The 20,039-nt window shown below is 65.6% G+C and carries 19 protein-coding genes; 14 read left to right on the top strand and 5 right to left on the bottom strand.

The window, feature by feature from the left end; translation table 11 throughout:
- Window positions 1-66: 66 nt before the first annotated feature.
- From AC1DNE_RS22270 to AC1DNE_RS22290, 5 genes are all read left to right on the top strand, one after another.
- Window positions 67-2,769: a DUF4118 domain-containing protein gene (locus AC1DNE_RS22270; RefSeq protein WP_476767331.1), complete on the top strand. Its 2,703-nt coding sequence runs from the start codon at window positions 67-69 to the stop codon at window positions 2,767-2,769.
- Window positions 2,766-3,458 carry a response regulator transcription factor gene (locus AC1DNE_RS22275; RefSeq protein ID WP_441472436.1) on the top strand — a complete coding sequence of 231 codons (693 nt, stop codon included), beginning with the start codon at window positions 2,766-2,768 and terminating at the stop codon, window positions 3,456-3,458. Before AC1DNE_RS22270 ends, AC1DNE_RS22275 begins: the two co-directional genes overlap by 4 nt.
- Window positions 3,459-3,463: 5 nt before the next feature.
- On the top strand, window positions 3,464-3,910 hold the full coding sequence (locus AC1DNE_RS22280; RefSeq protein WP_441472437.1) for a PTS sugar transporter subunit IIA: 447 nt from the start codon (window positions 3,464-3,466) through the stop codon (window positions 3,908-3,910).
- A 190-nt stretch (window positions 3,911-4,100) separates the two neighbouring features.
- Complete coding sequence (locus AC1DNE_RS22285; RefSeq protein ID WP_441472438.1) at window positions 4,101-4,754, top strand: invasion associated locus B family protein; 654 nt, start codon at window positions 4,101-4,103, stop codon at window positions 4,752-4,754.
- 167 nt (window positions 4,755-4,921) lie between these two features.
- Window positions 4,922-7,318, top strand: a complete 2,397-nt coding sequence (locus tag AC1DNE_RS22290) for a transketolase-like TK C-terminal-containing protein (RefSeq protein ID WP_441472439.1) — start codon at window positions 4,922-4,924, stop codon at window positions 7,316-7,318.
- Between the two features lie 45 nt (window positions 7,319-7,363).
- On the opposite strand, the gene AC1DNE_RS22295 is transcribed toward AC1DNE_RS22290, so the two are convergent.
- Window positions 7,364-7,669 carry a hypothetical protein gene (locus AC1DNE_RS22295; RefSeq protein ID WP_441472440.1) on the bottom strand — a complete coding sequence of 102 codons (306 nt, stop codon included), beginning with the start codon at window positions 7,667-7,669 and terminating at the stop codon, window positions 7,364-7,366.
- Between the two features lie 116 nt (window positions 7,670-7,785).
- Complete coding sequence (locus AC1DNE_RS22300; protein ID WP_441472441.1) at window positions 7,786-8,895, bottom strand: hypothetical protein; 1,110 nt, start codon at window positions 8,893-8,895, stop codon at window positions 7,786-7,788.
- Window positions 8,896-9,348: 453 nt separating this feature from the next.
- Here AC1DNE_RS22300 and AC1DNE_RS22305 point away from each other — a divergent pair, with 453 nt between their 5' ends.
- The 3 genes from AC1DNE_RS22305 (at window position 9,349) to AC1DNE_RS22315 (ending at window position 12,081) form a co-directional block, all read left to right on the top strand.
- The gene (locus AC1DNE_RS22305) at window positions 9,349-10,383 is read left to right on the top strand and encodes an aspartate-semialdehyde dehydrogenase (protein WP_441472442.1); all 1,035 of its coding nucleotides are present in this window, start codon (window positions 9,349-9,351) and stop codon (window positions 10,381-10,383) included.
- A 145-nt stretch (window positions 10,384-10,528) separates the two neighbouring features.
- On the top strand, window positions 10,529-11,461 hold the full coding sequence (locus tag AC1DNE_RS22310) for a DMT family transporter (RefSeq protein ID WP_441472443.1): 933 nt from the start codon (window positions 10,529-10,531) through the stop codon (window positions 11,459-11,461).
- A 119-nt stretch (window positions 11,462-11,580) separates the two neighbouring features.
- Entirely contained in the window at window positions 11,581-12,081 is a 501-nt protein-coding gene (locus tag AC1DNE_RS22315) for a histidine kinase (RefSeq protein ID WP_441472444.1), read from the top strand.
- A gap of 10 nt (window positions 12,082-12,091) precedes the next feature.
- Here AC1DNE_RS22315 and AC1DNE_RS22320 read toward each other — a convergent pair whose 3' ends face one another.
- Entirely contained in the window at window positions 12,092-12,715 is a 624-nt protein-coding gene (locus AC1DNE_RS22320; RefSeq protein ID WP_476841191.1) for a TetR/AcrR family transcriptional regulator, read from the bottom strand.
- Between the two features lie 209 nt (window positions 12,716-12,924).
- On the opposite strand from AC1DNE_RS22320, the gene AC1DNE_RS22325 reads away from it, so the two are divergent.
- The 5 genes from AC1DNE_RS22325 to bfr all read left to right on the top strand — a co-directional run bounded on the left by AC1DNE_RS22325 (window position 12,925) and on the right by bfr (window position 17,411).
- Window positions 12,925-14,133 carry an HlyD family secretion protein gene (locus AC1DNE_RS22325; RefSeq protein ID WP_441472446.1) on the top strand — a complete coding sequence of 403 codons (1,209 nt, stop codon included), beginning with the start codon at window positions 12,925-12,927 and terminating at the stop codon, window positions 14,131-14,133.
- 21 nt (window positions 14,134-14,154) lie between these two features.
- Entirely contained in the window at window positions 14,155-15,741 is a 1,587-nt protein-coding gene (locus AC1DNE_RS22330) for a DHA2 family efflux MFS transporter permease subunit (RefSeq protein WP_441472447.1), read from the top strand.
- A gap of 231 nt (window positions 15,742-15,972) precedes the next feature.
- On the top strand, window positions 15,973-16,506 hold the full coding sequence (irrA, locus tag AC1DNE_RS22335; RefSeq protein WP_441472448.1) for an iron response transcriptional regulator IrrA: 534 nt from the start codon (window positions 15,973-15,975) through the stop codon (window positions 16,504-16,506).
- Window positions 16,503-16,790 (top strand): (2Fe-2S)-binding protein, encoded by a 288-nt coding sequence (locus AC1DNE_RS22340; protein WP_441472449.1) that lies wholly within the window; start codon window positions 16,503-16,505, stop codon window positions 16,788-16,790. Before irrA ends, AC1DNE_RS22340 begins: the two co-directional genes overlap by 4 nt.
- A 126-nt stretch (window positions 16,791-16,916) precedes the next feature.
- Window positions 16,917-17,411, top strand: a complete 495-nt coding sequence (gene bfr / locus AC1DNE_RS22345) for a bacterioferritin (protein ID WP_476841192.1) — start codon at window positions 16,917-16,919, stop codon at window positions 17,409-17,411.
- Between the two features lie 226 nt (window positions 17,412-17,637).
- Here the strand turns inward: bfr and AC1DNE_RS22350 are convergent, their stop codons facing one another.
- Window positions 17,638-18,315 carry a cold-shock protein gene (locus AC1DNE_RS22350; protein ID WP_441472451.1) on the bottom strand — a complete coding sequence of 226 codons (678 nt, stop codon included), beginning with the start codon at window positions 18,313-18,315 and terminating at the stop codon, window positions 17,638-17,640.
- Between the two features lie 325 nt (window positions 18,316-18,640).
- Between AC1DNE_RS22350 and AC1DNE_RS22355 the strand changes: the two genes are divergently transcribed.
- On the top strand, window positions 18,641-19,255 hold the full coding sequence (locus tag AC1DNE_RS22355; RefSeq protein ID WP_441472452.1) for a GNAT family N-acetyltransferase: 615 nt from the start codon (window positions 18,641-18,643) through the stop codon (window positions 19,253-19,255).
- 74 nt (window positions 19,256-19,329) lie between these two features.
- On the opposite strand, the gene AC1DNE_RS22360 is transcribed toward AC1DNE_RS22355, so the two are convergent.
- Window positions 19,330-20,034 (bottom strand): AprI/Inh family metalloprotease inhibitor, encoded by a 705-nt coding sequence (locus AC1DNE_RS22360; RefSeq protein ID WP_441472453.1) that lies wholly within the window; start codon window positions 20,032-20,034, stop codon window positions 19,330-19,332.
- Window positions 20,035-20,039 lie beyond the last annotated feature (5 nt).

Raw genomic sequence — 20,039 nt, forward strand, 5'->3', positions numbered from 1 at the left:
CGCTAGGAAGAGCGCGGCGGCCGGAGCGATCCTGCCGTCGCGCCGTTTGGGGACCGAATTCCAGCCATGCCGGACGAGCTTCGTACCGAGCCGACAAGGCCGTCGCCGGACGCGCTGTTGCAGCAGGTCCGCAGCGAAACGCGCGGGAGGCTGAAGATCTTCCTCGGCGCCGCCCCCGGTGTCGGCAAGACCTACGAAATGCTGCTCGCGGGCCGGGCGCGCCGCGCGGAGGGCGTCGATGTCGTCATCGGTGTTGTCGAGACGCACGGCCGGCGCGAGACCGAGGCACTGATCGAAGGCTACGAGACGATACCGCGGGCGCAGGTCGCCTATCGCGGCCAGAGCGTCGATGAGATGGACCTCGACGCGGTGCTGGCGCGGCGGCCGGAACTGGTCCTCGTTGACGAGCTCGCCCACACCAATGCGCCGGGGAGCCGCCATCCGAAGCGCTATCTCGACGTACTCGAGCTGATCGAGCGTGGCATCGACGTCTACACCACGCTCAACATCCAGCATGTCGAGAGCCTCAACGACGTCGTTGCGCAGATCACCCGCATTCGCGTGCGCGAAACGGTGCCCGATTCCATCATCGACCGGGCCGATGCGATCGAGATCATCGACCTCACGCCCGAGGACCTGATCAAGCGGCTGAACGAAGGCAAGGTCTATCTGCCGGAGACCGCCAGGCGAGCTGTCTCCAACTACTTCTCGCCCGGCAACCTGACGGCGCTGCGGGAGCTTGCGCTGCGGCGCACGGCGCAGCGGGTCGACGAGCAACTGCTCAGCCATATGCAGGCCCATGCGATCCCGGGGCCCTGGGCGGCCAGCGACCGGCTGATCGTCTGCATCGACGGCAGCCCGCGCGCCGCCTCGCTGGTGCGCCATGCCCGGCGTCTCGCCGAGAAGCTGAAGGCGTCATGGACGGCGTTGCATATCGAGGCGCCCGGGCGCGCGCGGCCCTCTGAGGCAGAGAAGGACCGGCTTTCCGCCGCCATGCGGCTCGCGGAGCAGCTCGGCGGCGAGGCGGTGATCCTGCCGGGCGAGACCGTGCCTGACGAGGTGCTGCGCTATGCCGCCTCGAAGAATGTCAGCCATATCGTCATCGGCTCGTCGAGCGCTCCGCGCTGGCGCGAGCTCCTCTTCGGATCGGTGGCGCAGGCGCTGATCCGCGAGGCCGGAGACATCAATATCCATGTGATTCCCGGGCAGGAAGCCGGGGCTGGTGAGGTTCGTGCTGCCGGCTCCACCGGCGAGCACCGCTTCGAACCCGGTGCCTATCTGGCGGGCATGGCCTTCGTGGCCGTGGCCGTAGGGCTCGGCATGTTGCTGCATCTCGTGCTCGACGTGCGCAACATCGCGCTCGTCTTCCTGATGGCCGTGCTCACCTCGGCGGTGACGGCCGGACTCTGGCCGGCGCTGTTCACCTCCGTGATCGGCGCGCTGGCGTTCAACTTCTTTTTCCTGCCGCCGCTCTACACGCTCGTGATCGGCGACCCCGAAAGCGTGCTCGCCTTCTTTTTCTTCCTTCTGGTCGCGCTGATCGCCAGCAATCTCACGGCCCGCGTCCAGCGCCAGGCCGCGGCGGCGCGCCAGCGGGCGCGTGCCACCGAGGACCTCTATCTGTTTTCGCGCAAGCTCGCCGGTACGGGCACGCTCGACGACGTACTCTGGGCGAGCGCCTACCAGATCGCGGCGATGCTGCGCGTGCGCGTCGTGATCCTGTTGCCGGAAGAAGCCAGCATCGCCGTTCGGGCCGGTTACCCTCCCGACGATACGCTCGACGATGCCGATATCGCGGCGGCGCACTGGGCCTGGGAGCACGACCGCCCGGCGGGACGCGGCGCCGACACGCTGCCGGGTGCGAAGCGGCTCTATCTGCCGCTGCGGACCGGGCGCGGCGCCATCGGCGTGATCGGGCTCGATTCCGACCGGCCGGGCGCGCTGCTGACGCCCGAGCAGCAGCGTCTCTTCGATGCGCTGGCCGATCAGGCCGCGATCGCGATCGAGCGCGTCCAGCTTGCGGCGGATGTCGACAAGGCGAAGCTCGCGGCGGAGGCGGACCGGCTGCGCTCGGCGCTGCTGACCTCGATCTCGCATGATCTCAAGACGCCGCTCGCCGGCATCATGGGCGCGGCCGGCACTCTGCGCGACTACGGCAAGGCGATCCCCGAGGCGGATCGCTCCGAGCTTCTGGCGACTGTCGTCGAGGAGTCGGAACGGCTCAACCGCTTCATTGCCAATCTGCTGGACATGACGCGGATCGAGGCCGGCGCGATGGAGCCGAACTATGCTCTGCTGGACGTCGGCGACGTCGTCGGCGCAGCGCTGCGGCGCGCGGAAAGCATCACGCGCGGCCATGCGATCGACCTGTCGCTCGCCCCCCATCTGCCGATGCTGCGGCTCGACCCTGTGCTGTTCGACCAGGTGCTGTTCAACCTCATCGACAACGCCGCGAAATATGCGCCGACGGGCACCACGATCGGCGTCCATGCCCGTGGGGATGGCGATGCAGTGGTTCTGGACATTCTTGACGAAGGGCCGGGCCTGCCGCCTGCCGATCTCGAACGGATCTTCGACAGCTTCTACCGGGTCGGGAAGGGCGATCAGGTCCGCGCCGGCACCGGGCTTGGCCTTGCGATCTGCCGCGGCTTCGTCGAGGCGATGGGCGGCACGATCACCGCCGCCAACCGCAGCGATCGGCAGGGCGCGGTGTTCGCGATCCGCATGCCGATCCCGCCCGAGGCACACCAGATGAAGGTATTGCCATGACAACGATGGCCGTCCGGGTGCTCGTCGTCGACGACGAGCCGCCGATCCGCAAACTGCTGCGCGTCGGGCTTGGCACCGAGGGATACACGATCAGCGAGGCCGGCAACGCCAAGGACGCCATTGCCCGGATCGACGCCGAGGAGCCCGACCTGGTGCTGCTCGATCTCGGCCTGCCGGACATGACCGGGCAGGAGCTGCTGCGGCTCTGGCGCAGCGAGGGGCGCACGCTGCCCATCGTCATCCTGTCGAGCCGCACCGACGAGGCCGGCATCGTCCAGGCGCTTGAGGCGGGGGCGGATGACTATGTCACCAAGCCGTTCGGGATGCGCGAGCTCGCGGCGCGGCTGCGCGTTGCGCTGCGTCACAAGCTGCACCAGCAGGGCGAGAGGCCGGTCTTCCGTACCGGGGAGCTCTCGGTCGATCTCGTTCGCCGCATCGTCCAGGTCGGCGGCACCGAGGTGAAGCTGTCGCCGAAGGAATACGACATCCTGCGCGCGCTGGTGCAGCATGCCGGCAAGGTGCTGACGCATCGCCATCTGCTGAAGGAGGTCTGGGGCGGCAACGAGGATGTGCAGTATCTGCGCGTCTATATCCGGCAGCTGCGCCAGAAGATCGAGCCGGTGCCCGAGCAGCCCCACTACATCACGACCGAGCCCGGCGTCGGCTATCGGCTGCGCGAGAGCGACTGACGGCCATGGATATTTCCGAACTGATCGCCCCCGGCTCCGTGCTGACCGGGCTCAAGGTCGCGTCGAAGGAGCAATGCCTCGATCTGCTCGCCCGGCATGCGGCCGGGGCGGCGGGCGTGGCGGATGACGTCATTGCTGCCGCGCTAAAGCGCCGGGAAGCGTTGGGCTCGACCGGCATCGGCGGCGGTATCGCCATGCCGCATGCGCCGATCGCTGGCCTTTCCGTGCCCTTCGGTCTGCTCGCCTGCCTGGCCAAGCCGATCGATTTCGAGTCGGTCGATGGCGAGCCGGTCGATATCGTCTGCCTGATCCTGACGCCGGAGTCGGGGCAGGGCCAGCATCTCAACGCGCTCGCTTGCGTCGCCCGGCGCCTGCAGCGGCAGGACATTCGCGAAGCGATCCGCCGGGGGCGCCGTCCGGAGGATGTTCATGCCGCGCTGGGGAATGGCTGAGGTGCTGGGCAGTCGAGGTGACCGAGCGTGACTGCGAACGCTGTTCAGATTGAACCGATTCTATTCTATAAATTTGTTTGAATGAGTGAATTCTGCGTCGCTTTATCGATGATTGTGAGCGATTTCGCGCTTTCTCTCGTAATGAATTTCTGCAATAGCTCTGGCGATATATTCACCAGATCATAGCGCCATGCCCTGTCATATCTCCCGAAACGTCTCTCTCGCCGCCCTGGCCTTCGTGGTCGGTTCCTTTATCGCTGCGCCTTCGCTCATGGCGCAGGGAGAGTCGCCGCCTCAGCGCCCCGCCGCCCGGCCTCCGGCGAAACCCGCCCAGCCGGTCGCGCAGAACCAGGCTGCTGCGAGCGTCAGCCAACCCGCAGCGCAGACCGCGACGCTGCCGAACGGCGCGAGCGCGATCAACGAGACCTATGGTGACTGGTCGGTCGACTGCCGCATCGCCAATGGCCAGCGGCTCTGCGTGCTGCTGCAGTCGCAGGGCAACAGCCAGACCGGACAGCGCGTCTTCGCCATCGAGCTGCGCACGCCTAAGGACGGGCGCGCCGAGGGCACGATCCTGTTTCCGTTCGGCATGAAGCTGGAGAACGGAGCCGTCCTGCGCCTCGACGACAGGGATCTGGGCCAAGGACTGCGCTTCTCGACCTGCATGGCGCAGGGCTGCCTGCTGCCGATCTCCTTCCCGACGGTTGCGACCGACGCGATGAGGGCGGGCAAGACGCTGACGGTGGCGGCACTGAACCTGTCGAACAGCGAGCCGATTTCCTTCAACGTATCCCTGACCGGCTTCGCCGCCGCCTTCGACCGCATCGCGCAGGTCGACAGGTAGCCGGCAAGAAGGGCCGCGGCGCTGCCACGTCATTTGGCGATTTCAAGCGTCTCTGTGCTCTGCAATAGTCGAAGCCGCCAAAGTGGGTCGACAGAACACAGAAATTTGGCTCGTTCTGCCAGTGCTTCCGTGCATGATCGGCAGCACAGGGAGTTCGGGCCAAAACCATGACAACAGATGCGCGCCTGCCGTTTCTCGCCGAGCTTGAAAAGAAGATCCTCTGGTTGGCGTCGTGGACGATCCACAACGCCAACCATATCCGGCCGAATGAGGACGGCATGAAGGTCGGCGGGCATCAGGCTTCCTCCGCCTCGCTCGCCACGATCATGACGGCGCTCTACATGGCGGCGCTGAAGCCGCAGGACCGGGTGGCGGTGAAGCCGCATGCCTCGCCGATCTTCCACGCCATCAACTATCTGATGGGGCTGCAGACCCGCGAGAAGCTCGAGAATTTCCGCGGCTACAAGGGCGCGCAGAGCTATCCCTCCCGCACCAAGGACATCGACGATGTCGATTTCTCGACCGGCTCGGTCGGCCTGGGCGTCGCGCAGACGCTCTTTTCCTCGCTGACGCAGGATTACGTGAAGGCGCATGGCTGGGCCAAGGATCGTTCGGAAGGCCGTATGGTCTCGCTGATCGGCGATGCCGAGCTCGACGAGGGCAACATCTTCGAAGCCCTGATGGAGGGGTGGAAGCACGGCGTCCGCAATACCTGGTGGATCATCGACTACAACCGTCAGTCGCTCGACGCGGTGATCCGTGAAGGGCTCTACGACCGCTTCGAGACCATGTTCCGCAATTTCGGCTGGGACGTGGTCACGTTGAAATATGGCTCGCTGCAGCAGGCCGCCTTCAGGGAGAAGGGCGGCGAGCGGCTGAAGGCCTGGATCGATTCCTGCCCGAACCAGCTCTATTCGGCGCTGACCTTCCAGGGCGGCGCAGCCTGGCGCAAGCGGCTGATGGACGATCTCGGCGATCAGGGGCCGGTGACCAAGCTGATCGAGAAGCGATCCGATGCGGAACTCTCGAAGCTGATGTGCAATCTCGGCGGCCATGACCTGCCGTCGATCCTCGAAGCCTTCGAGTCGATCGACCATGACCGGCCGGTCTGCTTCCTCGCCTATACGGTGAAGGGTTTCGGTCTGCCGATCGCCGGGCACAAGGACAATCATGCCGGCTTGATGACCAAGGAGCAGCTCGACGGCTTCCGCAAGGCCAACAATATCCGCCCCGGCCATGAATGGGATCTGTTCGAGGGGCTCGGCCTGGCCGAGAACGAGATCAAGGGCTTCCTCGACAAGGTTCCGTTCTTCTCGGAGGGACGCCGGCGCTTCTCCGCCGCCAAACTGCCGGTTCCGGAAAGACTGGAGGCCGGCATCCAGCCGTCCATGTCGACCCAGATGGGCTTCGGCAAGGTGCTGGACGAACTGGCGAAAGCAGGCGGCCCGCTCGCCGACCGCATCGTCACGACCGCGCCGGACGTCACCGTCTCGACCAATCTCGGCCCCTGGGTGAACCGGCGCGGGCTTTTCGCCAGGGCGTCGATGGCCGACACCTTCAAGGACGAGCGCATCCCCTCGATGCAGAAATGGGAGTTCTCGCCCAAGGGCCAGCATATCGAGCTGGGCATCGCCGAGATGAATCTGTTCATCAACCTCTCGGCGCTCGGCCTCTCGCATTCGATCTTCGGCGAGCGGCTGATCCCGATCGGCACGCTCTACGACCCCTTCATCTCGCGCGGCCTCGATGCGCTGAATTATGCCTGCTACCAGGACGCCCGCTTCATGGTCGTGGCGACGCCGTCGGGCGTGACGCTGGCGCCGGAGGGCGGCGCGCACCAGTCGATCGCAACACCGCTGATCGGCATGAGCCAGGACGGGCTCTGCGCCTTCGAGCCGGCCTTCGTCGACGAGCTGGCGGTGATGATGCGCTGGTCGTTCGACTACATGCAGCGCGACGGCGAGGGCGATCCCGACGAGCGGACCTGGCTGCGCGACGAGACCGGCGGTTCGGTCTATCTGCGCCTGTCGACCCGGCAGGTCGAGCAGCCGAGCCGGGCCATGACGCCGGAACTTGAGCGCGACATCATCGACGGCGCTTACTGGCTCAGGAAACCGGGGCCGAACGCCTCGGTCGTCATCGCCTATACGGGCGCTGTCGCGCCGGAGGCGATCGAGGCCGTCGGGCTGCTGGGCGAGGACAGGCGCGACGTCGGGCTGCTCGCCATCACCTCGGCCGACCGGCTCAATGCCGGCTGGCAAGCGGCCGAACGGGCACGCCAGCGCGGCAACCACGCTGCGACAAGCCATATCGAGCGACTGCTCGGCGATCTGTCACGCGATTGCGGTATCGTGTCGGTGCTGGATGGTCATCCGGCGACGCTGGCCTGGCTCGGCAGCGTCCATGGCCACCGGCAGAAGGCGCTCGGCGTCGAGCATTTCGGCCAGACCGGTACGGTCGCCGATCTCTACCGGCATTTCGGCATCGATGCGAATGCGATCGTCCACGCCGCGAATGCCGCGTCGCCCGGGCGTCCGGTGCGCTATCTCAAGGCTTTGCCTTAAGCCGGTCCGTCATGGCCGGGCCTGACCCGACCATGACGCGTTTCGTCAGTAACCCGGCGTTGAGAAGGTATTGGCGAAGGGGTTGACGCCCGCGCCGATGCGGGGCGGCAGTGTGGCTTCGCCATAAAGCTCGCCGACGTTGGCATAGACCGGCGAGGTATAGGGAGCCTGGTTGGCGTAGCGGTTCAGCGAGCCGACCGGAACGACGTTTCCGGCATCGAAGTAGCTGCGCTTCTGGACCGTGACGCGCAGCGGCCCGCGGCGGTTCTGCGCCTCTGCGATCGTTGCGAGGACGGTCGATGCCGCCAGGGTGATGGCGAGAACGGTGGCAACACGCTTGAACGGCATCATGGCGGCAATCTCCGGGAGTGGATGCACCCACTCCATGTAAGCATCAGAAATCCGACGCAAAGAGTAGCACGCTGTCGTTAACAATTTTGTTAGAACGGCGGCGTTTTGCGAGAGCGTCAGGGCTGGTGGCGATTCGGCTTGGCGCGACGCTTGCCGGGCTCGGCAACGGCACGCGGGGGCTCTGCGCTGGCGGTCTTCATCCGCAGAGACGGCAAGCTGCCGTCGACATCGAGCCAGGATGCCTTGCGGCCGCTCGCGGAGAGGCGCGGAGGAGCGCAGGCCGGTTCGCGGTTGAGTTCGCTGCGGGCGAAGACCCTGCGCAATTCCGGGTCGACCGGGCCGGCGAGATCGAGCCGGTCGATGAGGCAAGCCAGCTGCCGGCGGTCGCTCGGCTTCGAACCGGCGCACCACCACCCGCTCATGGCGAAGCCAGCTTCGCCGGGAGGCGAGCGAAATGCGATGCAGGCGCGGCTTTGCGTGCCCTCGCCGAGCACGACGTCTGCCGTTTCCAGCGGACCGAAACGGGTCTCTGTCGGAGCGGGCGTGCTGCTGCGTTCGACGGCGAACCCTCGCTGGGCGGCGTCGTGCACCAAGGCAACCATGAAGGAGCGCGTTCCGGCGGCGGCGTCATCGCCCGTCGCCAGGCGCAGGACGAGATGCGGTTTCGGCTCGGCGAAGCCACCGAAGCTCAAAAGATCCTCGCGACGGCCGCCGTCCTGGCTGCGCCGCGCTTCCAGGGCGGGCGTTTCCCGGCCGAGTTCGGATGCCTCCAGGCTGAACATCGTGCTGGGACGGGGGATCGCGACCCAGTCTTCCGCAGCAGCCGGGGCGCGCTGCCGGCGCGGAGATGCCCCGGTCTGGGCCGATGGGCCTGTCGCCGGCAGGGCCAGACTGGCCAGCTGGGTCGGGGCCTCGTCCTTCGCGGAAAGGCCGGTGATCAGGGCTGCCGTCAGCCCGATGCCGCTCAGAGCCGCTGCGCTGCGCCAGGCGAGCGCTCCGGTCAGCCCGAGGCCGCGGCGCGGCAGAAGCTGGCGGGCGACACGCGTGCTCCAGCGGAAGCCGCCCTCGATGCGGTCGGCGCAGCCGATGAGGAAAGGGACGATGTCGATGCCGGCAAGACGCGCGGCGATGCTGCGAGAAAAAGCGACGCCTTGCAGGAGCATCGGCCTGAGCTGGTGGAGCCCCGCCTGCAACCTCGAAACCGCATCGCCCGAACGCAACCGCAATCCATCGCTCCCGCGCCGCGCAGGGGCGGCATCCTCCTTCAACTGCAGGTAAGCTCGCCTGCGAAGCGTCGCCGGCAGGTTACCGGCCGGCGCCGATCGCTCGGCAGCGTGAATCGCCGGTCAACGAGCAGGGTTAATGGCGCAGATTCAGGTTGGTCCTCGGGGGGAATTGACTTTTTCGCGCCGTGGGTGTTCTGACAGAGCTGCGGTGCAGCAATGCGCCGCTTGCGAAGTTTGCAGCCCTTCGGGATTGGCTCTGTGACTGTCCGTCTGACGACGACGAAACTCACGACCAAAACGACGACCGGGAAAGCCGGTACGTCGCGCTGACGCTTCGCCTCGGTTCCGGGTCCCATCTCCCCCCGGCGGGGGCAGATCGCCGAACCCGCCCGAAAGGGCGGGGCGGCCCCCAAAGGGAGATCCGAACCGCCCCCATCCGCAAAGGATCACATCATGAGCTTCAAGGTCGCAGTGGTCGGTGCAACCGGCAATGTAGGCCGCGAGATGCTGGACATTCTCGCCGAGCGCGCTTTCCCCGTCGGCGAGGTCGTGGCGCTGGCCTCGTCCCGCTCGATCGGCACCGAGGTTTCCTTCGGCGACCGGACGCTGAAGGTGAAGGCGCTCGAGCATTACGACTTCTCCGACACCGATATCTGCCTGATGTCGGCGGGCGGCGAGATTTCGAAGGTCTGGTCGCCGAAGATCGGCGCACAGGGCGCCGTCGTCATCGACAATTCTTCGGCCTGGCGCATGCATCCCGACGTGCCACTGATCGTGCCGGAGGTGAATGCCGCCGCCGCTGCCGGCTTCTCCAAGATGAACATCATCGCCAACCCGAACTGCTCGACCGCGCAGCTCGTCGTGGCTTTGAAGCCGCTGCATGACCGCTTCGGCATCAAGCGCGTCGTCGTGTCGACCTATCAGTCGGTGTCCGGCGCCGGCAAGGAGGGCATGGACGAGCTCTTCAACCAGACCCGCGCCGTGTTCTCGGCCGGTGAGGTCACCACCAAGAAGTTCCCAAAGCGCATCTCCTTCAACCTCATTCCGCAGATCGACGTCTTCATGGAGGACGGCTTCACCAAGGAAGAGTGGAAGATGATGGTCGAGACCAAGAAGATCCTCGACAAGAACATCAAGCTGACCGCGACCTGCGTGCGCGTGCCGGTCTTCATCGGCCACTCCGAGGCGGTCAACATCGAGTGTGAAAAGCCGATCACCGCCGACGAGGCGCGCGAGGTGCTGCGCACGGCGCCGGGCATCCTCGTGATCGATAAGCACGAGCCCGGCGGCTACATCACCCCGCATGAAGCGGCCGGCGAGGACGCGACCTACATCTCGCGCATCCGCGAGGACGCGACGGTCGAGAACGGCCTCGCCTTCTGGTGCGTCTCCGACAATCTGCGCAAGGGCGCGGCGCTCAACGCGATCCAGATCGCCGAGGTTCTGGTCAACCGCAAGCTGATCCAGCCGCGCAAGCAGGCCGCCTAAAGCAAACTGCGCAGCCGACCCTGTCCGAAAACCGGGCAGGGTCACACGCAATGTCCACGCGCATGGGCGGGCGACCGTCTTTGCGTGTGGATATGCAGGGCAAAAGGGCTAAGGCTTGAGCATTCCTTGCGCGCGAACCGAGCCCTTGCCCAACGCTCCCCTCCAGAAAACGCCGGCCGTCCCTCCACAGGAAGGCAGGCCGCTACGCATCGACAATTCCGCGCGTGGCATCGCGCTCGTGCTGCTCTCATCCATTTTCATGTGCAGCGGCGACATCGCCTCCAAATATCTCGCGACCACCTTGCCAGCGCTCCAAATCACCTGGATGCGCTATGGCACCTTTGCCGCGATCATGCTTGTGACCGTCTGCTTCACCGGTGGCTTCCGCAGGATGAGAACCCGCCGGCCTGGCCTGCAGGTGCTGCGGGCTTTGGGAGTGACGATCTCCTCGATCCTGTTCGTGGCCGGGCTGCACGATCTGCCGATGGCGGACGCGACCGCCACCTCCTTCGTTTCGCCGCTCTTCGTGACGGCGCTTTCGATTCCAATCCTGGCCGAAACCGTCGGCTGGCGGCGTTGGCTCGCCACGATCGTGGGACTGTTGGGCGTGATGGTCGTGGTGCGTCCCGGTGGCGCCGGCTTTCATGGCGCGTCGTTCTTCGTTCTCGGCTCGTCGTTCTTCTGGGCGTTTTCGCTGATCATGACTCGGATGATGAGCCGCACCGAGATCCCTGTGGTGACGCTGGCCTATTCCGCCACGATCGGCTTCATGCTGCTTTCGCTGGCCGTGCCGTTCAGTTGGCAGGCGCTCGATCTCAAGACGATCCTGATCGGCGCCTTCATCGGCGGCATCTCGACGATCGGGCATATCTTCCTGATTCAGGCCTTCCGCTATGCGGACGCTTCGCTGCTGGCGCCCTTCGCCTATTCGCAACTGCTCTGGGCCTCGATCTTCGGCTATCTGGTTTTCGCAGCGATCCCGGATATCTGGACCTATGTCGGCGCCAGTATCATCGCGGCTTCTGGGCTCTACACGGCCCATCGCGAGCGCATCCGCGCCAGGCAGGTCGCCGGCTGACGGCCGGTAACCAAGGATCGCGATAGCGCCGCCGCTTCGTCCTGGGATACGTGGCATCGCGGCAATGTTGCTATAGGGTGACGTTGCGCCACCCGGCGTTTTCTTCCCAGGAACGACCTATGCCGATCCATCTCGCACGCGCGGTTTTCGCCGCCAGCCTTTTCCTGCTGCCGGGGCTCGCAAGCGCCAAGACCTACTCGATTCCCGATCCCAAGCCCGTCGCGGTGATCACGATGCCGGACGACTGGGAATCCACCGAGATCGACAAAGGCGTCGAATCCACCTCCGATGACGAGGCCGTCTACATCTCCGTCGAAGTGACGGAGCTGAAGGATGCCGCACAGGCCATCGCTGAAGCGGTCACCTGGCTGAAGAGCAAGGGCGTCGTCGTCGATCCCGCGACGCAGGAGAAGAAGCCGTTCTCCAACAACGGCATGGAAGGCGTCCAGGTGCAGTGGACCGGCAAGGACGAGGATGGCCCCACACATGTCAGCCTGACCTTGCTGCAGGTGACCGAGACCAAAGGCCTTGTCGTGACCTACTGGGCCTCGCCCGAGGGCGAAAAGGAAAACCTCAAGGACCTGGCCTCGATCATCGATAGCCTGAAGGCGCTGAAATAGGGCGCCACGGTCAGCGCGCGGCCGGCTCGGCGCCGGCCSCGCGTCCATAGCGCGCCATGAACATCGCGATTGCCTCGCCGACGACGTGGCGGATCTCGTCCTCGGTCGGCGGGGTGCGGACGGCGTTGAACAGCCGCGGCCGCGTCAGGGTCGACTGGCAGAGATCGAGGAACTGGAAGGCCGCGAGATAGGTGTCGTCGATCGCGAGCTTGCCTTCGGCCACCATGCGGTCGAGATAGCCCGCGATCAGCCGTGAGCCGAGCATCGGGCCGTTCTCGTAGAATTCGCGGCCGAGATCCGGCATGCGCTCGGCGACGCCGATGACGACGCGATGCGCGCTCACCGCCAGCTCGTCATTGATCACCCGCACGATACAGTAGCCGAAATTGCTCAAGGCCCGCACGGGATCGGAATCCTCGTTCAGGGCCTCGATCGCGCCGCGCTTCTGGGCTTCGCGCTCGCGCTGGATCAGGGCGACGAAGAGATGCTCCTTGTCCTCGAAATAGACGTAGAGCGTGCCCTTCGACACATTTGCTGCCGCGGCGATGTCGCTCATGCTGGCGGCGTCGAAGCCGCGCGAGGTGAACACTTGCAGCGCGCCGTCGAGGATCTGGCGGCGCTTGTCCGGATCCATACCGGCGATCCGGCGGTTGCGCGGGCCCGTCTTTACCGGGACTTCAGAGGTTTCCGTCATCATACTCTGGCCCGGCCTGCGGGCTCTGCATGGCAGCTGCGAAAAAAGAATCGAACCAATCGGTTCGATTTGACTTGATATGCATCATCTCTCGCGCTATTTCAAGCGCAATCGAACCGAGCGGTTCGAATTGACACGCAGGACGCATCATGTCTGCAGAAACCGCATCCGAACCGCGGCGTGACCGGCTGAAGCTCGTAGACGCACAGGCCGAGACCGCCCAGCCGGCCGAGCCGGCCACCGCCCGCGAGGCGCGCGAAGCGCCGGCCAGGGAGGCTCCGCCAACACCCGCAGCCGACAAAGCCAAGGGTGGCAAGAGCCCGCTGAAGCGCGGCATCATGATGGTCGCGGCGACTGCCGTCGTTGGCGCCGGCCTGTGGTACGGCATCGACTGGTGGCGCAATGGCCGCTTCATCGTTTCGACCGATGACGCCTATGTCAGTGCGGAGATGGCGACGATCTCTGCCAAGCTCGCGGCGAACATCGCGACCGTTTCCGTGACGCAGAACCAGGAGGTCAAGGCCGGCCAGCCGCTCGTGGCGCTGGACGATGGCGACTGGCGGATCGCGCTCGACAGCGCACGGGCCAAGAGCGCCACGGCGCGCGCTACGCTGGCGCGCATCGACAGCCAGATCGAGGCCGGTCGCGCCGCGCTCTTGCAGGCGCAGGCGCAGCAGGTGTCGGCCGAGGCGGCGGTGACGCGCACCACGGCCGATTTCGAGCGCGCCAACAGCCTCGCCGCCAAGTCCTATGGCTCGCAGGCAACGCTCGATGCGGCGACGGCTGCGCGCGACCAGGCGGTCGCTTCGGTGGCGAGCGCCAAGGCCGGCGTCGTGCAGGCGCAGGCCAATATCAAGGTGCTGGAGGCGCAGAGGGTCGAGGCTGCCCGCCAGATCGACGAGCTCAAGGTTGCCGAGCAGAAGGCCGAGCGTGACCTTTCCTTCACCAAGATCGCCGCGCCGATCGACGGCGTCGTCGCCAACACCAATCTGCAGCTCGGCGACCTCGTCAGCGCCGGCAAGCGCCTGATGTCGATCGTTCCGCTTGATCAGGTCTATGTCGATGCCAACTTCAAGGAGACCCAGGTCGGGCCGCTGAAGGTCGGCGACAAGGCAAGCATCACGGTCGATGCCCTGCCGGGCAAGGTCTTCCACGGCACGGTCAGCGGCATCGCCGGCGGCACGGGCTCGGTCTTCACGCTGCTGCCCCCGGACAACGCGACCGGCAATTTCACCAAGATCGTGCAGCGCGTGCCGGTACGCATCGTGCTCGACAAGGAATCGACTGGTCAGCATGTGCTGCGGCCGGGCATGTCGGTCATCGTCTCGATCGATCCGCGTCCCGCCAGCCAGCGCTGACCCTCAATCGAGGAGGCCACCATGGCCACCGCGACCGTAAATGTGCCGGCGGGAGCGCCGCCGGCATCGGACGCCATCCCCTTACGCCGGATCTTCGCCTTCCTGGCGATGGTCTTCGGCATGTTCATGGCGATCCTCGACATCCAGATCGTCTCGGCCTCGCTGGCGGAGATCCAGGCGGGCCTGTCGGCATCGGCCGATGAGATCGCCTGGGTGCAGACGGCCTATCTGATCGCGGAAGTGATCATGATCCCGCTTTCCGGCTATCTCAGCCGGGCGCTGTCCACGCGCGTCTTCTTCTCGATCGCGGCGGCGGGCTTCACCATATCCAGCGTGCTCTGCGCCCAAGCGTCCTCGATCAACGAGATGATCCTGTGGCGGGCCGTCCAGGGCTTCATCGGCGGCGGCATGATCCCCGGCGTCTTCGCTGCGGCCTTCACCATCTTTCCGCCGTCGAAGCGCCCGGTGGTCTCGCCGCTGATCGGCCTCGTGGCCACGCTGGCGCCGACGATCGGCCCGACGGTCGGCGGCTATCTCAGCCACGCCTTCTCCTGGCACTGGCTCTTCCTCGTCAACGTCGTGCCGGGCATCGGCGTGACGATAGCGGCCTGGACGCTGATCGACTTCGACAAGCCGCAATACGACCTGATCAAGCGCTTCGACTGGCTCGGGCTCGCCGGCATGGCAGCCTTCCTCGGCAGTCTCGAATATGTGCTGGAGGAGGGGACGCGGCTCGACTGGTTCCAGAGCCATGAGATCGTGTTCTTCTCGGTCGTGATGGTGTTCGGTGCCGTGCTGTTCTTCTGGCGGGCGCTGACGCGCGACGACCCGCTCGTCGATCTCTACGCCTTCAGGAATCGCAACTTCGCGTTCGGCTCCCTGTTCTCCTTCTGCATGGGCATCGGCCTCTACGGGCTGACTTATCTCTACCCGGTCTATCTCGGGCGCATCCGTGGCTATGACGCGTTGATGATCGGCGAGACCATGTTCGTCACCGGCCTCGCCATGTTCCTGACAGCGCCGATCGCCGGGCGGCTCTCGGCCAAGCTCGATCCGCGCGTCCTGATGATGATCGGCTTTGCGGGGTTCGCGCTTGGAACCTGGTGGGCCTCGTTCATCACCGCGGACTGGGACTTCCGTGAGCTTCTGGTCCCGCAGATCCTGCGCGGCTGCTCGCTGATGCTGTGCATGGTGCCGATCAACAACATCGCGCTGGGGTCGCTGCCGCCGCAGCAGCTCAAGAACGCTTCCGGCCTCTACAACCTGACCCGCAATCTCGGCGGCGCCGTCGGGCTCGCGGTGATCAACACGCTGCTGAACACGCGCACGGACCTGCACATCACGCGGCTGCATGAGATGGTCGTGGCCGGGCGCGGTGTTGCGGAGGAGGCGCTCGCCAATACGGCGCTGCGCTTCGGCGACTATGGCGACGCAGCGCAGAAGATGGCGCTGGCCCTCATCAACCAGCGCGTCCACAAGCAGGCGCTGATCATGGCCTTCAGCGACGTCTTCCTCGGCCTGACCTTGATCTTCGCCAGTCTCGTCGTGCTGTCGCTCTTCCTGCGCAAGCCGCCCAAGGCCGCTGCCGGGGGCGGCGGCGGCCACTGAAAACAAGGCTGCGCGCGGGATGGCCCGCCGCGTGTCGTCCCCTCCTCACGCCTCCTCAATGGCGGTCATGCCCGCGATTTCGTGATCGCCAAGCTGTGGGCGCTGCCGGATGCCGCAGCCACGAAGATTGACAACCGGTGCCGATATTGGCAAATATGTGAGTAATATCAGTAGTTTAGAGGATTTCTAAACTGTGCGGCCGGGCAACCGGCGTGGTGGAAGGCGTTATCGATGAGCGTTCTGACGAACAAGGATCAGGATCACAAGCCGGTGGCGGGCGACCATATTCCGTGGCCGCAGAAAAACCCCGCCTCGTGCCCGATCAGCTCGGTGAAGGCTCGTTTGCGCACCGCCGGCCTGCGCCCGACGCGCCAGCGCATGGCTCTGGGCTGGCTGCTCTTCGCCAAGGGCGACCGCCATGTCAGCGCCGAGATGCTCTATGAGGAGGCGCTGCGCGCCCGCGAGCCCTTGTCGCTGGCGACCGTCTACAACACGCTGCGCCAGTTCTCGGAAGCGGGCCTGCTGCGCCAGGTCTCGGTCTCCGGGCCGAAGACCTTCTTCGATACCAACGTGTCGGAGCATCATCATTTCTATAACGAGGACGACGAGACGGTTACGGATATCCCCGGCTCGACCATCCATGTCTCCGGCCTGCCGGAGGCGCCGGAAGGCATGGTGGTCTCCTCGGTCGAGGTGATCGTGCGGCTGCGCCGCGCCGATGGCGAAGAGATCGAAACCAAGCGCGTGGTGGGCCATCACGCGTGATCGTCTGTTCCTGCAACGTTATTTCCTGCCGTCAGATCAAAGGGACTGTCGCTCCCGACGGCAGCGGTCCGCGGACGGCGGGCGAGGCCTATGACTGCCTCGGCTGCAGCCCGGACTGCGGGCGCTGCGCCCGTGAAGTGCGGACCCTTCTGGCGGAGGCGCGCGCCGCCTGCGCGACGCAATGCAGCAGCTGCGCCAGCCGCGAGATCGAATGTGCGGTGCAGGTCACCGTCGAGCGCATGCTTGAAGGCATCGCGGTCGTCGAGGATGCCGCCGCGGCCTGAGCCGGAACGGCTTTCGTTTTGCCGCTCGCATTCGGCGCGCCGCAAAAGCGGATTTACCTCTTCCCTTCCGAGCTTGCCCTGTCTACATTAGTATTATTCTAATGTAATTTATTGGGGTGCTCCGCCATGAAGGGCGACAAGAAAGTCATCGAATATCTCAACAAGGGGCTGCGCTCGGAGCTCACCGCCATCAACCAGTACTGGCTGCATTACCGGATGCTCGACAATTGGGGGCTGAAGGAAATGGCCAAGACCTGGAAGAAGGAATCGATCGAGGAGATGGTCCATGCCGACCGTTTCGTCGACCGCATCCTCTTCCTCGAAGGTTTCCCGAACCTGCAGACGCTCGACCAGCTGCGCATCGGCGAGAACGTCAAGGAAGTCATCGAGTGCGATCTCAAGGCCGAGGTCGAGGCGCGCGCCCTCTATCAGGAAGCGGCGAGATACTGCCGTGACGTCGGTGACTACCCGTCCGAGGATCTGTTCAAGGCCCTGATGAAGGATGAGGAAGGCCATATCGACTTCCTCGAAACGCAGCTCGACTTGATCGGGCGCGTCGGCCTCGAACTCTACACCYAGAAGCATATCGGCGGCCTCGAAGGCGACGATCACGATCACTGAGAATGGCTCGGGGAGTGCGTCCTCGGCGGCGCTCCCCGATTTCACGCCGTCAGGCTGCTAGAGCATTTTCGCGTTTCTCCGAACCGCGGAAATGCACGAAGTCTTTATTCTTCGCATTTTCTTCACGCGGACCGATATCCACTTCGTTCGAAAATGCTCTGGTGAATGCCAAAAGAAAAGGCCCGCCATTGGCGGGCCTTTGACGTTTGGAGCGATCTGATTCGGATCAGATGAAGCTGACGTTCGCAGCTTCCGGGCCCTTGCGGCCGGCGCGGATCGAGAAGCGCACGCGCTGTCCGTCGACCGGCGGCTGCAGGCCGCTGCGGCTCAGCGACGAGACGTGCAGGAAGACGTCCGGGCCGCCCTTGTCGGGGGCGATGAAGCCGAAGCCGCGATCCGAATTGAAGAACTTCACGGCGCCGTCGAAGGGGCCTTCGACCGGGCCGCTGTCGCGGTCCTGGAAGCCGCCGCCGCCGCGCGGGCCGCGGTCACCGCCGCCGAAGCCGCCGCGGTCGCCGCCGAAGCCGCGATCACGATCGCCGCCATATCCGCCCCGATCCCGATCGCCGTAGCCACCACCGAAATCGTCACGCGGCGGGCGCGGCGAGAAGGCGCGCGGAGCCGGAGCGGTCTGAGTCGCGGTAGAGGCATCGATCTCGTGGATCGCGACGACCTGGAGGCCGCGGCGTCCCTCGCCGAGATCGGCGACGATGGTGGCGCCGGGCAGCAGGTCCTGCTGATCGAGCGGGCCGATCGCCGAGACGTGCAGAAAGACATCGCCCGAACCATCGGCGGGCGATGCGAAACCGAACCCCTTCTCGGGGTCGAACCACTTAACCTTGGCTTCGATATTTTCGTGCGTGACGAAAGGCTGGGCAGCAGGAGGCTTGCGACGATCGAACATGGAGCTTCAAGTATGAGTGACCGGGAGCACGCAACTTAGCTCATGCCGGGCGCGCCGTCATCGGGGTACGTGCGAAATTATCGCACGACGATATCCGTGGTTGTAGTGCTTTTTTTCGTGGCGTCCCCAGGCTGTTGAGAGCCGAGTGTCATGTCTTTTCTGCATGGGATTTTGCGGTAGAGGCTCAAATCTTAGTCAGACCCGGCAAAAATGCCGCAGCTCGATGCCTTGCATTCGCCCGAATCCGGCACGATCTGGGGAACGCGTTAGGGAAGATACGCTCCTGGTCGGCAGTGCGCGCTTCGCGCTGTTCAGGAGATGACAATTGGCTCGTTCGAAACTCGCCGGCGTGAAGGCCGGCACGGGCGTGATCCGGCGGCTGTGGCCGACGGAGCGCTATTTGCTGCGGGAACATCTGCTTCGGCTCGATCCGGTGACACGCCATCAGCGGTTCGGCACGGCGGTCAATGATGCCTTTCTCGAGAATTATGCGACGACGACCTTCGGCGTGGGCGGACTCGTCTATGCCTATGTCGAAGACGGGATTGTTCGCGGTGCCGCCGAGCTGCGCGGCCTCGACGATATCGTCGCGCAGACAGGCGAGGCGGCTTTCAGCGTCGAGGGCGACTGGCGCCGGCGCGGTATCGGCACGGATCTTTTTCACCGGCTGATTACCGCGGCGCGCAACCGCAGCATCCGCACGCTCTACATGACCTGCCTGCCCGGGAACGCGGCGATGCGCCGGCTCGCCGCCAAGTTCGAGGCGGATCTCGTCGGCGGCTACGCGGATGTGGAAGGCGTGATCATGACCGGGGGGCCGACGCCCTTCACGATTCTCGACGAAGCGCTGGACAATGCCACGGGCTTTGCGACGCTCGCCCTGTCGATCCAGAAGAACTTCTGGCCGACGACCCTGCTTGCCCGCGCGCTCAGGCCGTAATTCGTCGCCGGCTTAAACCGCAGCGCAGGGCGGATCGAGGCGCTTCCGCCCGCGCTTCGTGTGCTGGCCGCAGACTACCTGCTGAGCGATAGCCCCGCACCGGACTTGGTCACCGCGCCATCGAGCGAGCTGCCGCCGCCGCGCAGGCGCGCCGCAACGGTGCCGCCCTGCTGGTAGAGATAGACCTCGCCGTCGCGATAGTCCCAGGCCGTGATCTTCTGCAGATCCCGATTCGCGCAGCCAGACGAGCTGGCGCGATAGAGATCGAGCGTCGGCGTGCTCGACAGTTGAATCCGGCAGGAGCCGCCGGTCGCCTCCCGTGCCGTCCAGCCGCCGACCATGCCGTCGCGGCTTGCGGCCGGGCGCGGCGCGGTGGCACTTGAGCCGAGCCCGGCGACCTGGTTGCTGCTGCCGCGCAGGCCGGGCGCCTGCTCCGGCTGACCCGTCGGCGGCAAAGGTTGGCCGCCGGGTGGCAGTGCCTGGCCCTGCGGCGCGCCGGCGCCGGGATTGAAGAACGGATCCTGCGGAGCGGGCAGGCCCCCTCCCGCCGGCGGCGGCGCGGACGCGGCCGGATAGCCGCCGGGCGGCGGCAGCGGCTCCGAGGTGATCGGCGCTGAGCTGACCGGAGGCGCCGAAGGCAGAACCGGCTGATCGTAGGATGGCGCGTTCATTACCGGGCCGGAGAAGCGCTGAGAGCCTGCGCAGGCCGTCAGAACCAGCAGAGGCAGAAGGGCAGCCGCGCGGGTGAGGGCGGCAGGCGTGGCAGTCATCGTCATCATGCGGC

The sequence above is a fragment of the Allobosea sp. 05L423 genome, assembly GCF_056397745.1.

Excerpts from the sequence above, each read along its gene's own strand:
- AC1DNE_RS22270 (WP_476767331.1), top strand. The coding sequence starts at position 67 with ATGCCGGACGAGCTTCGTACCGAGCCGACAAGGCCGTCGCCGGACGCG.
- irrA (WP_441472448.1), top strand. The coding sequence starts at position 15,973 with ATGAGCGTTCTGACGAACAAGGATCAGGATCACAAGCCGGTGGCGGGC.
- AC1DNE_RS22350 (WP_441472451.1), bottom strand. The coding sequence starts at position 18,315 with ATGTTCGATCGTCGCAAGCCTCCTGCTGCCCAGCCTTTCGTCACGCAC.
- AC1DNE_RS22325 (WP_441472446.1), top strand. The coding sequence starts at position 12,925 with ATGTCTGCAGAAACCGCATCCGAACCGCGGCGTGACCGGCTGAAGCTC.
- AC1DNE_RS22305 (WP_441472442.1), top strand. The coding sequence starts at position 9,349 with ATGAGCTTCAAGGTCGCAGTGGTCGGTGCAACCGGCAATGTAGGCCGC.
- AC1DNE_RS22290 (WP_441472439.1), top strand. The coding sequence starts at position 4,922 with ATGACAACAGATGCGCGCCTGCCGTTTCTCGCCGAGCTTGAAAAGAAG.
- AC1DNE_RS22295 (WP_441472440.1), bottom strand. The coding sequence starts at position 7,669 with ATGATGCCGTTCAAGCGTGTTGCCACCGTTCTCGCCATCACCCTGGCG.
- AC1DNE_RS22275 (WP_441472436.1), top strand. The coding sequence starts at position 2,766 with ATGACAACGATGGCCGTCCGGGTGCTCGTCGTCGACGACGAGCCGCCG.
- AC1DNE_RS22360 (WP_441472453.1), bottom strand. The coding sequence starts at position 20,034 with ATGATGACGATGACTGCCACGCCTGCCGCCCTCACCCGCGCGGCTGCC.
- AC1DNE_RS22280 (WP_441472437.1), top strand. The coding sequence starts at position 3,464 with ATGGATATTTCCGAACTGATCGCCCCCGGCTCCGTGCTGACCGGGCTC.
- AC1DNE_RS22315 (WP_441472444.1), top strand. The coding sequence starts at position 11,581 with ATGCCGATCCATCTCGCACGCGCGGTTTTCGCCGCCAGCCTTTTCCTG.
- AC1DNE_RS22285 (WP_441472438.1), top strand. The coding sequence starts at position 4,101 with ATGCCCTGTCATATCTCCCGAAACGTCTCTCTCGCCGCCCTGGCCTTC.
- AC1DNE_RS22330 (WP_441472447.1), top strand. The coding sequence starts at position 14,155 with ATGGCCACCGCGACCGTAAATGTGCCGGCGGGAGCGCCGCCGGCATCG.